This is a genomic window from Aminobacter sp. LjRoot7 (assembly GCF_964252895.1).
GTDB lineage: Bacteria > Pseudomonadota > Alphaproteobacteria > Rhizobiales > Rhizobiaceae > Aminobacter > Aminobacter aminovorans_B.
In genome coordinates this window covers 43,444-57,497 of the sequence record NZ_CAXUPX020000004.1, presented here as the reverse complement: position 1 = coordinate 57,497, position 14,054 = coordinate 43,444, and the positions used below count along the sequence as shown (strand labels likewise).

At 63.4% G+C, this 14,054-nt stretch carries 14 protein-coding genes and 1 tRNA gene; 8 read left to right on the top strand and 7 right to left on the bottom strand.

The features are described 5' to 3' along the window. Nucleotides 1-79 precede the first annotated feature (79 nt). A tRNA-Leu gene (locus ACSQ3E_RS13170) sits at nucleotides 80-164 on the bottom strand. A gap of 342 nt (nucleotides 165-506) precedes the next feature. Here ACSQ3E_RS13170 and tig point away from each other — a divergent pair. Next, complete coding sequence (gene tig, locus ACSQ3E_RS13165) at nucleotides 507-1,979, top strand: trigger factor (RefSeq protein WP_436123357.1); 1,473 nt, start codon at nucleotides 507-509, stop codon at nucleotides 1,977-1,979. Between the two features lie 109 nt (nucleotides 1,980-2,088). Here tig and radC read toward each other — a convergent pair whose 3' ends face one another. From radC to ACSQ3E_RS13135, 6 genes are all read right to left on the bottom strand, one after another. Further along, nucleotides 2,089-2,841, bottom strand: coding sequence for a RadC family protein (gene radC / locus ACSQ3E_RS13160; protein WP_436123021.1), 753 nt, complete (start codon nucleotides 2,839-2,841; stop codon nucleotides 2,089-2,091). Between the two features lie 146 nt (nucleotides 2,842-2,987). Beyond that, nucleotides 2,988-3,815, bottom strand: a complete 828-nt coding sequence (map, locus tag ACSQ3E_RS13155) for a type I methionyl aminopeptidase (protein ID WP_310329060.1) — start codon at nucleotides 3,813-3,815, stop codon at nucleotides 2,988-2,990. Nucleotides 3,816-3,955: 140 nt separating this feature from the next. Beyond that, nucleotides 3,956-4,657, bottom strand: coding sequence for an SH3 domain-containing protein (locus tag ACSQ3E_RS13150; protein ID WP_436123020.1), 702 nt, complete (start codon nucleotides 4,655-4,657; stop codon nucleotides 3,956-3,958). 63 nt (nucleotides 4,658-4,720) lie between these two features. Then, a complete protein-coding gene (locus ACSQ3E_RS13145; protein ID WP_436123019.1) occupies nucleotides 4,721-4,942 on the bottom strand; it encodes an alkylphosphonate utilization protein in 222 nt (73 codons plus the stop codon). A 74-nt stretch (nucleotides 4,943-5,016) separates the two neighbouring features. After that, nucleotides 5,017-5,193 (bottom strand): hypothetical protein, encoded by a 177-nt coding sequence (locus tag ACSQ3E_RS13140; protein ID WP_436123018.1) that lies wholly within the window; start codon nucleotides 5,191-5,193, stop codon nucleotides 5,017-5,019. A gap of 207 nt (nucleotides 5,194-5,400) precedes the next feature. Then, entirely contained in the window at nucleotides 5,401-6,432 is a 1,032-nt protein-coding gene (locus ACSQ3E_RS13135) for a LacI family DNA-binding transcriptional regulator (RefSeq protein WP_436123017.1), read from the bottom strand. 268 nt (nucleotides 6,433-6,700) lie between these two features. On the opposite strand from ACSQ3E_RS13135, the gene ACSQ3E_RS13130 reads away from it, so the two are divergent. The 7 genes from ACSQ3E_RS13130 to ACSQ3E_RS13100 all read left to right on the top strand — a co-directional run bounded on the left by ACSQ3E_RS13130 (nucleotide 6,701) and on the right by ACSQ3E_RS13100 (nucleotide 13,933). Continuing rightward, nucleotides 6,701-8,035 (top strand): ABC transporter substrate-binding protein, encoded by a 1,335-nt coding sequence (locus tag ACSQ3E_RS13130; protein WP_436123016.1) that lies wholly within the window; start codon nucleotides 6,701-6,703, stop codon nucleotides 8,033-8,035. A gap of 105 nt (nucleotides 8,036-8,140) precedes the next feature. Next, nucleotides 8,141-9,088, top strand: a complete 948-nt coding sequence (locus ACSQ3E_RS13125; RefSeq protein WP_436123015.1) for a carbohydrate ABC transporter permease — start codon at nucleotides 8,141-8,143, stop codon at nucleotides 9,086-9,088. Beyond that, nucleotides 9,085-10,026 (top strand): carbohydrate ABC transporter permease, encoded by a 942-nt coding sequence (locus ACSQ3E_RS13120; protein WP_436123014.1) that lies wholly within the window; start codon nucleotides 9,085-9,087, stop codon nucleotides 10,024-10,026. Before ACSQ3E_RS13125 ends, ACSQ3E_RS13120 begins: the two co-directional genes overlap by 4 nt. Next, the gene (locus tag ACSQ3E_RS13115) at nucleotides 10,023-10,211 is read left to right on the top strand and encodes a hypothetical protein (RefSeq protein WP_109573861.1); all 189 of its coding nucleotides are present in this window, start codon (nucleotides 10,023-10,025) and stop codon (nucleotides 10,209-10,211) included. The genes ACSQ3E_RS13120 and ACSQ3E_RS13115 overlap by 4 nt, the downstream gene beginning before the upstream one ends. 4 nt (nucleotides 10,212-10,215) lie before the next feature. Continuing rightward, nucleotides 10,216-11,313 carry an ABC transporter ATP-binding protein gene (locus ACSQ3E_RS13110; protein WP_436123013.1) on the top strand — a complete coding sequence of 366 codons (1,098 nt, stop codon included), beginning with the start codon at nucleotides 10,216-10,218 and terminating at the stop codon, nucleotides 11,311-11,313. Beyond that, nucleotides 11,306-12,301 carry an ABC transporter ATP-binding protein gene (locus tag ACSQ3E_RS13105; protein WP_436123012.1) on the top strand — a complete coding sequence of 332 codons (996 nt, stop codon included), beginning with the start codon at nucleotides 11,306-11,308 and terminating at the stop codon, nucleotides 12,299-12,301. Before ACSQ3E_RS13110 ends, ACSQ3E_RS13105 begins: the two co-directional genes overlap by 8 nt. 12 nt (nucleotides 12,302-12,313) lie before the next feature. Continuing rightward, the gene (locus ACSQ3E_RS13100) at nucleotides 12,314-13,933 is read left to right on the top strand and encodes a dihydroxyacetone kinase subunit DhaK (RefSeq protein ID WP_436123011.1); all 1,620 of its coding nucleotides are present in this window, start codon (nucleotides 12,314-12,316) and stop codon (nucleotides 13,931-13,933) included. Nucleotides 13,934-14,054 lie beyond the last annotated feature (121 nt).

The following is a 14,054-nucleotide window of genomic DNA, read 5'->3' as shown; positions in this document are numbered from 1 at the left end:
TTTGTGCCACAAATTGCGCCCCAAACGGTGCCACAGACCCGAAAAATTATGTAATAAAAACAGCTTAGCTAGGTAGAAGTGGTGCGGATGATAGGAGTCGAACCTACACGCCTCTCGGCACTGGAACCTAAATCCAGGGCGTCTACCAGTTCCGCCACATCCGCATGCGACCGCCAATCACATGCCGCCATCATTCTGTCAATCTCGGAGCGGAAATGACCCGGGCCGGGAGAAACCGCGAAGATAGTTGAAAATTGGCCTCGCCTGTGACAAAAGGCCTGTCAAATAGGATGGGACGCAAAGGACCGTCTCTGAAAGACACGATAAGAAGTCGGAAAAACAATAACTTATCGGACTTTCGGAAGATGGCGGAGCCAAACGGGCCGCAATGGCGGGCCAGGATGCCGATTTGCGAACTTGAAGCCACCCCCGGCAAACGAATTCCGGCAGGCTGAACGGCAGGACGCCGTGCAAGCCGCGCCATACGTGAAAACAAAGGTTTGATGATGCAGGTCACCGAAACGCTCAACTCCGGCCTCAAGCGCGAGATCAAGGTCTCGGTTCCTGCCGGCGACATGGAAGCCCGTCTCGAAAAGCGGCTTTCGGCTGCCAAGGACAAGGTCCGCATCAACGGCTTCCGTCCGGGCAAGGTGCCGATGCAGCACATCCGCAAGATGTACGGCAAGTCCTTCATGGCCGAAGTGGTCAACGAGATCCTGACCGACTCGACCCGCACGATCATCGCCGAGCGCGGTGAAAAGGCTGCAATGCAGCCTGACGTCGTGATGACCGAGGACGAGAAGGAGGCCGAGAAGATCCTGGCTGGCGGCGTCGATTTCGAGTTCTCGCTGAGCTACGAAGTCATCCCGGCGATCGAGATCAAGGACTTCACCGACATCAAGGTGTCGCGTCCGGTCTACGACGTTCCGGAAAGCGAGATCGACGAGCAGGTCAACCGCGTTGCCGAATCGGCGCGTTCCTACGAGCCGAAGACCGGCAAGGCCGCTGAAGGCGACCGCGTCACCATCGACTATGTCGGCAAGATCGACGGCGTTGCCTTCGACGGCGGCACGGGCGGCGACCAGCCGCTGGTGCTCGGCTCGAAGGAATTCATCCCCGGCTTCGAGGACCAGCTGATCGGCGCCAAGGCCGGCGACGAGAAGCTCGTCACCGTGACCTTCCCGGAGAATTACCAGGCCGGACATCTGGCCGGCAAGGAAGCCACCTTCGACGTCACCGTCAAGGAAGTCGCTGCCCCCGGCAAGCTGGAAGTCAACGACGAGACCGCCAAGAACCTCGGCCTCGAGTCGCTCGAGAAGCTGCGTGACATCGTTCGCGGCCAGATCGAGAACCAGTTCGGCGCCATGACGCGCCAGAAGGTCAAGCGCCAGCTGCTCGACCAGCTCGACGGTGCCTACCAGTTCGAGGCGCCCTCCAAGCTCGTCGAAGCCGAATTCGGCAACATCTGGAGCCAGGTGACCCGCGATCTCGAAATCGCTGGCCGCACCTTCGCCGACGAAGAGACGACGGAAGAAGAGGCCCGCGCTGAATACCAGCGCCTGGCCGAGCGCCGCGTGCGCCTCGGCCTGGTCCTCGCCGAGATCGGTGAGAAGTCCGGCGTGACGGTTTCCGACGAAGAGCTGCAGCGCGGCCTGTTCGACACGGTTCGCCGCTACCCGGCCAACCAGCAGCAGGAAGTGTTCGACTTCTACCGCAACAACCCGTCGGCGCTGGTCAACCTGCGCGCGCCGCTGTTCGAGGAGAAGGTCGTCGATCACCTGCTGTCGCAGATCTCCGTCACCGACAAGAAGGTGACCAAGGAAGAGCTGCTCGCCGACGACGAGGACGAGGCTTCGGAAAAGCCGGCCAAGAAGGCTTCGGCCAAGAAGGCCGACAAGGCTGAGAAGGCCGAGGGCGAAGAGCCCAAGAAGAAGGCCGCTCCGAAGAAGAAAGCCGCCAAGGAAGGCGACGCCGAGTAAGGCGACGCTTCTGGAATGAAAACGAAAAGGCCGCTGGGCAATCCGGCGGCCTTTTTGATTCTGGGTGCTTGGGCCGGCTGCTCCGGCCAACGCCTGTCGGGGCGGCCGCCTAGATCAGCAGCAGGCCCTTCATGCTGGCAAAACCCTTCTTGCCGATGATGATGTGGTCGTGCACTGAGATTCCGAGCGGCTTGGCGATGTCGATGATGGTTTTTGTCATGTCGATGTCGGCGCGTGACGGCGCGGGGTCGCCGGATGGATGGTTGTGCACGAGGATGATGGCGGTGGCAGACAGCTCCAGCGCGCGCTTGATGACCTCGCGGGGATAGACCGGCGTGTGGTCGACGGTGCCCGTCTGCTGCACCTCGTCGGCGATCAGCACGTTCTTCTTGTCTAGGAACAGGATGCGGAAGTGTTCGCGCTCCTCAAACGCCATGGCCGCCCGGCAATAATCTAGCACCTGGTTCCACGACGACAGCACCTCGCGGCCGCTGATCTCGCCACGCGCCATGCGCCTGGCCGAAGCGGCGACGATCTTGAGATTGAGGGCGACCGCTGGCCCGACGCCCTTGACCTCCTGCAGCAGGTTGACAGGTGCGCCCAGCACTTCGGCGAGTGTGCCGAAGCGGGCGAGCAGGGCCTTGGCGGCGGGCTTGGTGTCGGCACGCGGGATCAGCCTGAACAGCAGAAGTTCGAGCAGTTCGTAGTCGGCGAGGGTGTCGCCGCCGGTAACCGAGAAACGCTCGCGCAGCCGCTCGCGATGGCCAAGATAATGGGGTTTTTCCTGCGTGGTGTCGCGCTTGAGCTGCGGCAATGACCGCTCGCCAAAGAAACCGCGCTCGTCGTGCTCGTCGCTCGCCATGCCCAGTATGTCGCCCCCGCCGGCATCAGAGCGCCGTGCGTTCGAACGAACGCACAAAGGACGCTCTGGCTCCCAGGATCGTCACATCGTGCTTGCCGAAAATCGTTGCCGATTTTCGGGCCGATGTGTGAGCCGGCGAAGCGATACTAAGCGGGCAGGCCCGGCCGGTCGAGCCCCTTGGGCGACAGCGTGAAGATCTCGCAGCCGGTCGCCGTGACACCGACAGTGTGCTCGTATTGGGCCGACAGCGAGCGGTCGCGGGTGACCGCCGTCCAGCCGTCCGACAGCACCTTCACATGCGGGCGGCCGAGATTGATCATCGGCTCGATGGTGAAGATCATGCCCTGGCGCATCTCGACGCCTTCGTTGGCGTTGCCATAATGCAGGATGTTCGGCGCGTCGTGGAACAGCGCGCCGACGCCATGGCCGCAGAAGTCGCGCACCACCGAGCAGCGCTCGGCTTCGGCAAAGGTCTGGATGGCGGCGCCGATGGCGCCGGTGCGAACACCCGGGCGGACGGCGGCAATGCCGCGCATCAGGCATTCATGGGTGACTTCGAGCAGTCGCTCGGCGGCGCGCTTGATGGTGCCGACCGGATACATCCGGCTCGAATCGCCGTGCCAGCCGTCGAGGATGTAAGTGACGTCGATGTTGACGACGTCACCGTCCTTGAGCGGCTTGTTGTCGGGAATGCCGTGGCAGACGACGTGATTGATCGAGGTGCAGGACGATTTGGTGTAGCCGCGATAGTTCAGCGTCGCCGGCAGCGCGCCGTGGTCCATGCCGTATTCGAAGACGAAGCGGTCGATGGTGTCGGTCGTAACCCCTGGAGCGACGCGCTCGACCAGTTCGTCGAGGCAGCTGGCGGTGAGCTGGCATGCCTTGCGCATGCCTTCGAAGGCCTCGGCGCCGTAAAGACGGATCTGGCCGGTGTTCCTGAGGGGCGCCGTGGCGGCGTCGAGATAGCTGACCATTGACCTCTACCGGGTAACCTATGTGTGCTCGCAACACCTGCGAGGCGAGCCGCAGATTTGGCACCGGATGCGTCCGGTTTCAACCCGCAAAGCCCTGTCAGGCGCGATATCGGCTGTTTAGGTGGCGAATTTGGGTGGGGTCAGCCGGGTGTGGCGCTGTTGGCAGTGTGGCCGAGCGTCTGTTTGGGACGAGGGGCGGCAGGGTCTGCCGGCCGCAGCAGGTCGCCATGTACCCAACCCTTGCGCCCAGAAGCCGACACAAGTGTCCATTTGCCGTCGCGGGCAAACACCCGGACGCTCTCGCCCTGCTTGAGGCTCGAGGTCACGGGGGCGGAAACGCTCGGGCGCTTGCGCAGATAGACCGAGGTGCTGGTGTAAAGCACGTTGAGGGCAGCAGCGCCGGTGCCCGCCGATTTCGGCACCACTTCCTTGGCCGTCGATTTCGGCCGCGGTAACGGCGTGGGCGGGCGTGTGATCGAGGCGGTCTCGATTTCGCCGGCCGGCTTGCGCGGCGCCCGTTCTCTGGCCGCTGGAGCTGTGGCCGCAACCTTCTTGGTCGGAACCTCGGCCTTGGGCTTCGGCGCGGCAGCCAGCTTGCGCGGTTCGACATCCACCTTGGGGCGCGCCACGTCGGCTTGCGGCCGTGGCGCGACATTGACCTTGGGCCGGGTGACGGCGACGTCCTTGCGCTCGGCGGTTTCCGTCTTGGACTTGTTGGTTGCTCTTGCCGAGCGATCGTCGAAGCGCATCTTGCTCGGCAAGTCTTGCGTCATCGCCCAGCCGCCGGCAGCAAGTGCGCCGAGCACCAGCCATCTCAATTTGGGAAGGGCGAATCCAGACATGACCTGAGTCTGGACTTCAGAGCTTAAAACCGCGTTGACGGGGCTCGGCGTGGTTTTGGCGGCTCAGGCCTTCTTTACAAACTCGGTCTTCAGCACCAGCCCCTTGACCTGCTTGGTGTTGCATTCGATCTCGCCGGGATTGCCGTTCAAGCGGATGTTCTTGACCAGCGTGCCGCGCTTGATCGTCTCGGACGTTCCCTTGACCTTCAGGTCCTTGATCAGCGTGACGGAGTCGCCCTCATTGAGCTGAGCGCCGTTGCTGTCTTTGACGATGATGTCGGACATGTTTCTTCCTTCCGCGTCGCTGTGTCCGGTCGCAGTAGGTCGTCAAAGCGGCGACGTAAAGGGTCCGGTGCCCTTTACAGCGTAGGCGCTGCAGTTTCAGCGGGGTCGCAAGGCGGCTGGCCTTTGAAGTCGCGCGCCATGCAACCGTATTTGTCGAAGGTCTGTCCGCCGGTTCTCGCGGCTTTCGCCATGCCGCAGGCCGACACCGCCAGGCAGGCAAGAAGGGCGATCGTTACTCTCGTGGCGTGCATCACGCTTCATCCGGTTGGGCGGTCCAGCGAATCGCAAGTCGCTGGTGACCGCTGGCAAGGTATGGCAAAGCCCATGCCGCCGCCACGTGGTGCAGTTGAACAGTAAGTGATTGGAAGATCCGGGCCACCAACGGGAGCCGCGCGTCACTTTCCGGTGTCGAGCTGTTTTTGCTTACTGCAGTTGGACGGCGCCCTCCGACCTCCTGATCACTCGAACTGCAAATTCTCCTTGAGCAGAACCTCTATGCGGATTCGTTCCTGCGAGGCGAGGGGCTCGCGGTGGTCGGAGCGGGCGCGCATGATGCGCAGCGCGCTGCGGACGGCGTGGCCGGGGTCCTGGGCAATGACGGCGTCTATGCGCTCGTCCATCAGCGCCTGTTCGCTGAATGGGGTGCGTTCGTGGGCGATGACGGTGAGTGCGCGGGCGCCTTGCGTGTTCCAGACCGCCGTCAGTGGCACGCGCGCTTCCGAGCTCAGCACATAGACGGCGACTGTATCCGGGTTGTGCTGCAGAGTGCGCTGGATGATGAGGTCGGCACGCTTTTCGTCGCCGTAGGTTTCCAGTGACGGCAGCGTCTCGAGATGCGGGAACTGGGCGTTGATGATGCTGTCGAAGCCCAGCCGGCGCTGGATGCTGTCGAGCGCCATCATCGTGTCCGCGACGACCATGATCTTGCCTGGCCGCCCGCCGATGAAGCGGCCGGCGATCTTGCCGGCGGTCGCGCCCGCGGCAAAATTGTCGACGCCGACATAGTCAGCACTCTCCAGCCGCTCCTGGCCCGACAGGAACTGCACGGCCTTGACGCCGCGCTCGACGAGCCGCACCAGCGCGTCGCGCACCTGCGGCGATTCCGGGGCCATGACGGCGACGCCATCCATCGCGTCGTGATCGATGCCGGTGAGGTATTTCGCGACCTGGTGCGGGTCGCCCATCGCAATCTGCGCTACCTCGACCTCGGTTGAATCGGCGCGCAGCGCATCCTTTGCCTCGGTGACGCGGGCGATAAGCTCGGCGAGATACTGGTCACCCGACTTCGGTAGGACGAAGCGGAAGCGGTAGGTCTTGTTGCGGGCGAGGGCCACGGCGGCCGGATTGCGCACGAAACCGATGCGTTCGATTGCTTCCGCGACCTTTGTCGCCACCTTGTTGCTGACGTTCGGGCGCTCGTTCAGCACGCGGTCGACGGTTGCCAGGCTGACGCCCGCGGCTTCTGCCAGGTCTTTTGTGGTTGGCCGCACGCTTTGATCCCGTTTTCAGCTCTGAACCGGATTTCTCCAACAAAACCAGATGAAAAGCAAGTTTTGAGGTGCGCACCTCAAAAATCACTTGCGTTGAGGTGCGCACCTCAATTATGACTCTCATCGTGGTCGCCCGGAGGATTGAGCGAGCCACGCAGGCGGCGCGGAGGAGACTGGCCCGCCGGGAAGATCGTTCCGCGTCAGGTGCCCGCAAAGGGCGTTTTCACCTTCCGACGGAGGTCGGAAGGATGGGAGGGAGGTCCCAGCCATGACATTTCGCCATGTAAGATCATTGGCCGCATTCGGCGCCGTTTTGGCTGCCGGCGTGGCAGGCACGAGCCAGGCCAGCGCAAAGGACCTGACTCTGTGCTGGGCCGCCTGGGATCCGGCAAACGCGCTCGTCGAGCTCAGCAAGGATTTCGAGGCCAAGAGCGGCGTCAAGATGAAGTTCGAGTTCGTGCCGTGGCCGAACTTCGCCGATCGCATGCTCAACGAGCTGAATTCCGGCGGCAAGCTGTGCGACCTGATGATCGGCGACAGCCAGTGGATCGGCGGCGCCGCCGAGAACGGCCAGTATGTGAAGCTCAACGATTTCTTCGACAAGGAAGGAATCAAGATGGACGACTTCATCCCGGCGACAGTCGTCGGTTATGCCGAATGGCCGAAGAACTCGCCGAACTACTGGGCGCTGCCGGCCTTTGGCGACGTCGTCGGCTGGAGCTACCGCAAGGACTGGTTCGCGCGGCCCGAGCTGCAGGCCGAGTTCAAGCAGAAATACGGCCGCGACCTCGCGGTGCCCAAGACCTTTGCCGAGCTCAAGGACATCGCCGAATTCTTCCAGAAGCGCGAGATCGACGGCAAGACGGTCTATGGCGCCGCGATCTACACCGAGCGTGGTTCAGAAGGCATCACCATGGGGGTGATGGACGTGCTCTACAGCTTCGGCTTCCAGTACGAGAACCCTGACAAGCCCTACGAACTCGATGGTTTCGTCAATTCGGCCAAGGCAGTGCAGGGGCTGGAATTCTACAAGCAGCTCTACGATTGCTGCACGCCGCCCGGCCACTCCGACGCCTACATGTCCGAGGACATCGACGCCTACAAGTCGGGCCAGGTCGCGCTGCACATGAACTTCGCCTTCACCTGGCCGGGCATCAATGCCGATGCCAATGTTGGTGGCGACAAGTCGGGCTACTTCCCCAATCCGGCTGGCCCTGACGGCAAGGCCTTCGCCCAGCTCGGCGGGCAAGGCATCTCGGTGGTCTCGGCCTCGGAGAAGAAGGACGACGCGCTCGCCTATATCAAGTGGTTCGCCCAGCCCGAGATCCAGCAGAAATGGTGGCAGATGGGCGGCTATTCGGCGCTGCGCAAGGTGGTCGAAGACCCGGGCTTCGCCACCAGCCAGCCCTATGCCCAGACCTTCCTCGACTCCATGGCAATCGTGAAGGACTTCTGGGCCGAGCCGTCCTACGCCTCGTTACTGCAGGCGGCGCAGAAGCGCTTCCACGACTATGTCGTCGCCGGCCAGGGCTCTGCCCAGGATGCGCTCGATGGCCTCGCCAAGGACTGGACGCAGGTCTTCGACGACGAAGGCAAGTACTGATCGCTGCAAAGCCCTGTCCCGCATCCTCCCAGCGGGCCATGCTACGGTACGGAGCCGGCGCTTGCCGGCTCCGTCGCCGCACAGTTGATAATCAGGGGAATATCAATGCTGCATTCACCGGTGGATCGGGTCGCGGAAGCGACGCCGCATGCCATTGCCAAGCGGTTCAGGGGTCTGTCTGACCGGTCGCTCGCCTGGCTCTTCGTCGCTCCCTCGATCGTGCTCTTGCTCGCGATCAACATCTTTCCGCTGATCTGGACGATCCGGCTGAGCTTCACCAATTTCCGCGTCAATCGCCCCAATGCCGAAGTCGAGTTCGTCGGGCTGAAGAACTACATCAGCATCCTGTCCGACAAGGACATCTGGCTGACGATGCAGGCGACAGCTCATTTCCTGATCTGGACGCTGGTGCTGCAGGTGCTGATCGGCTTCTCGCTCGCTTATCTGATCAACAAGAAGTTCCGCGGCAACGATCTCTGGACGACGATCATCGTGTTGCCAATGATGCTGAGCCCGGCGGTGGTCGGCAATTTCTGGACCTTCCTCTACCAGCCGCAGATCGGCCTGTTCAATTATGCCATCGGCTTCCTGACCGGTGCCGATCCCTCCAGCTTCTCGATGATCGGCGATGTTTCGCTGGCGCCCTGGGCGATCGTCATCGTCGACACCTGGATGTGGACGCCCTTCGTCATGCTGATCTGCCTGGCCGGCCTTCGCTCCATTCCCGACAGCATCTATGAGGCGGCCGAATGCGACCGCGCCAGTAAATGGCGGCAGTTCTGGACCATCACCATTCCGCTGGTGTTGCCGTTTCTGATGCTCGCCGTGCTGTTCCGCGGCATCGAGAACTTCAAGATGTTCGACCTCGTCGTCCAGCTCACCGGCGGCGGCCCGGGCTCGATCACCGAGCTGACCTCGATCAACCTCAAGCGTGAGGCCTTCGAGAAGTGGCGCACCGGCTATGCCTCGGCCTACGCCGTCATCCTTTTCGTGACCGTCTTCGGTCTGGCCTCGATCTACGTCAAAGCCCTGAACAAGGTGAAGCAGCGATGAGCAGCTATTCCGTCACCGAGCCGTCGCGCCGGCAGAAATGGTTCGCCGGGGTCCTCGTCGTCCTCTACGCGATGATCACCATCCTGCCGTTGGTCTGGATCATCGGCACCAGCTTCAAGACGCCGTCCGACGCCATCGCCTATCCGCCGAAGACGTTCTTCACGCCGACTGTCGAAGGCTACGTCAACGTCTTCACGACTCGCACCCGCCTCACCGAAGAGCAGTTGCAGGCGGTTGGCGAGCCCCAGACCTGGTACGACAGGCTGGTGCGCAAGGACGGCCTGGTCATCTCGGGGCCGTCGCGTTTTGCCGAGCGTTTCACCAATTCGGTCATCATCGGCTTCGGCTCGACGGTGCTCTGCATCGTGCTTGGCACAGCGGCGGCCTATGCCTTCTCGCGCTTCAAGGTGCCGCTGAAGGACGATCTGCTGTTCTTCATCCTGTCGACGCGCATGATGCCGCCGATCGCCGTCGCCATCCCGATCTTCCTGATGTTCCGCTCGCTCGGCCTCAGCGACACCCATGCCGGCATGATCCTGCTCTATACCGCGGTCAACCTGTCGCTCTCGGTCTGGCTGCTCAAGGGCTTCATCGACGAGATCCCGATCGAATATGAGGAGGCGGCGCTGATCGACGGCTATACGCGCTTCCAGGCCTTCTACAAGGTCGTGCTGCCGCAGGCGGCGACGGGCATCGCATCAACTGCGATCTTCTGCCTGATCTTTGCCTGGAACGAATACGCCTTCGCCGTGCTGCTGACGTCGGGCAACGCCCAGACAGCACCGCCCTTCATCCCGACCATCATCGGCGTCAGCGGCCAGGACTGGCCGGCTGTTGCCGCAGGCGCGACCCTGTTCCTCGTGCCGGTCATGGTCTTCACCATCCTCCTGCGGAAGCATCTGTTGCGCGGCATCACTTTCGGGGCGGTACGCAAATGACCAGGTTCTTCGACGGATTGCTTCATTTCCGGCGCGGCGCCTGGGAAATGCTGGCCTCGGTGCTGATTGCCGCCGGTGTCTTCATGCTCATGCAGCCCTTCGCTTTGGTCCTCTATTCCTGGTCCTTCCTCGTAACCCTGCTGGGCACGGTGATGTTCATCATCGTCAGCCATTTCCCGGAGTAGGCCCGTGGCGCAGATCAGAATCCAGAATGTGCGCAAGGAGTTCGGCGCCTTCACCGCCGTCCGCTCCTCGACCTTCACCATCGAAGACGGCGAGTTCTTCATGCTGCTCGGACCTTCCGGCTGCGGCAAGACAACGACGCTCAGGATGATGGCAGGGCTCGAGCTGCCGACCTCGGGCGAGATCTTCATCGATGGCGAGGAGGTCGGCATGAAGCCGGCCAGCAAGCGCGACATCGCCTTCGTGTTCCAGATGTTTGCGCTCTACCCCCATATGAACGTGCGCAAGAACATCTCCTATCCGCTGGTCAGCCAGGGCATGAAGCGCGACGAGGTGAAGACGCGTGTCCAGGAGGTTGCCCGCATCCTCAAGATCGAGAACATCTTGGACAGGCCGGTGGGCGGGTTGTCGGGCGGCGACCGCCAGCGCGTAGCACTAGGCCGGGCCATCGTGCGTCGTCCCAAGGCCTTCTTCATGGACGAGCCGCTCGGCGCACTCGATGCCGAGTTCCGCGAGCACATGGCCGAGGAGCTGCGCGCGCTGCACGACCGCATGGGCGCAACCACAGTCTATGTCACGCATGACCAGTTGGAGGCCATGCAGATGGGCGACAAGATCGTTGTCATGAACCATGGCGTCGTCGAGCAGTTCGGCAAGCCGCAGCAGATCTACGACTGGCCGGCGACCAAGTTCGTCGCCCAGTTCATTGGCTCGCCATCGATGAACTTCCTCGACTTCGAAGGCATGATCGGCATCGGTGGCAAGTCGGTCGATCTCGGCGAGGCGAAGATCGAAGTGCCGGCGGCGCGCGAGGGCCGGGCCGGAAAGCTGACGCTGGGCGTGCGGCCCGAACATGTCAGGTTCGTCACCGAGTCGGCCTACCGGGGGCGGGTCAGCGCGGTCGAATATCTCGGCACCACCCAGATCGTGACGCTGCGCTCGAGCCACGGCGACCTCAAGGCGCGTATTCCATCGGACCAACTGGTTCGCGAGGACGAGCTTGTCGGTCTCGAATTCGACCCGAGGACGCTGTCGGTGTTCGACGCCGAAACCGGCAAGGCCCTGCGGTCGGATGCCAATGACGGAGTGCTGGGACATGGCTGAGATTGTCCTCGAAAACGTGACGAAGACCTTTGGTGGTGTGGCCGCGCTCGACAATGTGTCGCTGACGATACCCGACGGTTCCTTCGTCGTTCTGCTTGGCCCGACGGGTGCTGGCAAGACGACGACGTTGCGCATGGTCTCGGGCCTGGACAAGCCCGACAGCGGCGAGGTCTATATCGGCGGCCGGCCGATGAAGGGGCTGTCGCCGGCCGAGCGCAATGTGGCGATGGTGTTCCAGCAGTATTCGCTCTACCCGCACCTGACGGTGCGGCAAAACCTCGAGTTTCCGCTGAAATCACCGCTGCTCAGGACGCCGCGCGACCTGATCGACCGGACTGTGAAGGAGGTCGCCGAGGTCCTGCAGATCGCCCACAAGCTCGACAACAAGGCAACCGCACTGTCGGGCGGCGAGATGCAGCGCGTCTCCATCGGCCGCGCGCTGGTGCGCAACCCGCAGATATTCCTCATGGACGAGCCGCTGAGCTCGCTCGACGCCAAGCTTCGCGCCGACCTGCGCATCGAGTTGAAGCGTATCCAGGCGAAACTGGGGGCGACGCTGCTCTATGTCACCCACGACCAGATCGAGGCGATGACGATGGCAACCCATGTCGGCGTGTTGAACGAAGGCAGGCTCGTGCAGTTCGGTGCGCCGCGTGAAGTCTATGAACAGCCCGTCAGCGTTTATGCCGCGACCCGGCTCGGCCAGCCACGCATCAACGTGCTGCCGGCCGATCTCTTCGCCGGCGCACCTTCAGGCGCCAAGAGCATCGGCCTGCGGCCCGAGCACATCGTGCAGGGCGAGGGGCAGGAGGCGCTGGTCAAGCGTGTCGAGCATCTCGGCGACCAGACGCGCCTGCACCTCACCCTGAAGCGGCACGACCTCGTCACCGTCACCGACGCCCACACGTCGCTCAGGGGCGGCGAAACCATCCGGATCCAACCGTCGCGGCCGCTCTATTTCGATGCGGCAGGCATGCGTTTAGCTTAGGGAGCAGAATCCATGGCGCAATTCATCAACCGGCGCGAAGACGTCGTCACCGAGGCCATCGACGGTGTGCTGGCGCTGTCGGGCGGCGCGCTGACCCGCCTCGACGGCTATCCGCATATCCGCGTCGTGCTGCGCAGTGACTGGGACAAGTCGAAAGTGGCGATCGTCTCGGGCGGCGGCTCCGGCCACGAACCGGCGCATGTCGGCTTTGTCGGCAAGGGCATGCTGACGGCGGCGGTCTGCGGCGACGTCTTTGCCTCGCCCAGCGTTGACGCTGTGCTCGCAGGCATCCTGGCGGTCACAGGGCCGGCCGGCTGCCTGCTGGTCGTCAAGAACTACACCGGCGACCGCTTGAATTTCGGCCTTGCCGCCGAACGGGCGCGTGCCTTCGGGCTCAACGTCTCGATGGTGATCGTCGGTGACGACATTGCCTTGCCCGATTTGCCGCAGGCACGTGGCGTCGCCGGCACGCTGTTCGTGCACAAGATCGCGGGCGCGCTCGCCGAACGGGGTGCCGACCTGGACGCGGTGACGGCGGCGGCAAAACACGTCATCGCGGGCACTCGCTCGATCGGCATGTCGCTCGACACCTGCAGCGTGCCGGGCTCGCCCAAGGAGGACCGCATTCCCCTCGGCAAGGCCGAGCTCGGCTTGGGCATCCACGGCGAAGCCGGCGTCGAGCAGATCGACTTTGCCGGCGCACGCGCCTCCGTTGCCACCATGGTCGAGCGGCTGGCTGCCGTGATGGGCGAGGGGCAGCATGTCGCTCTCGTCAACAATCTCGGCGGCACTTCGGTGCTCGAAATGTCCGTTCTCGCCCGTGATCTCCTGCAGTCGGCCATCGGCGAAAGGATCAGCCATGCCATCGGGCCTTCGCCGCTGATGACCTCGCTCGACATGCAGGGTTTTTCCATCTCGGTCTTTCCGGCCGATACGGCCGAACTGGAGCTTCTCAAGACGCCTGTCGCGATCCCGGCCTGGCCGGGCGTCTCGCGGGTTCGGCCGATTACGGTTGCGCCCATGCCCGACGGCCTGACGCCGATCACGCCGATGCCGTCGAACCATGCGGCGACGCGCGCCTTCCTCATCAACTGCTGCAACGTGCTGATCGCAGCCGAGCAGGACCTCAATGCGCTCGACGCCAAGTCGGGCGATGGCGACACCGGCTCGACGTTGGCGGGTGCCGCCCGTGCGTTGATAAGCGCCATCGACCGCCTGCCGCTGTCCGATCACACGCAGCTTTTGCGCGCCATCGGCCAGGAGCTGAGCCAGACGATGGGCGGCTCGTCCGGCGTCCTGCTCGCCATCTTCTTCGCCGCCGCTGGTGATGGTGCTGCGAGCGGCCTGCCGATGCGTGAGGCGCTGCGGGCAGGGCTCGCGCGCATGCAGGAAATCGGCGGCGCCAAGATCGGCGACCGAACGATGGTCGACGCCCTTTCCCCCGCGCTCGTGGCGCTCGACGAAAGCCTCGCCGCCGCCGCCAATGCGGCCCGCAAGGGCGCCAATTTCACCGCGACTCTCACCCGCGCCAAAGCCGGCCGCGCCGCCTACATCAATGCCAAGCAGCTCGAAGGCCACATCGACCCCGGCGCCGAAGCCGTGGCGCGGCTGTTCGAGCATCTGGCGCGCTGACGGTGCCGAGCACCACCGGCTGGGCTGCCGTCGAGACGTCTCTGCGGGCAGCCCTAGTCGGTTTTCGTCGTCCTATGTCTGGCGGTTCGCCGGACATGCCTGGCAAACCGGCGCATGCCGT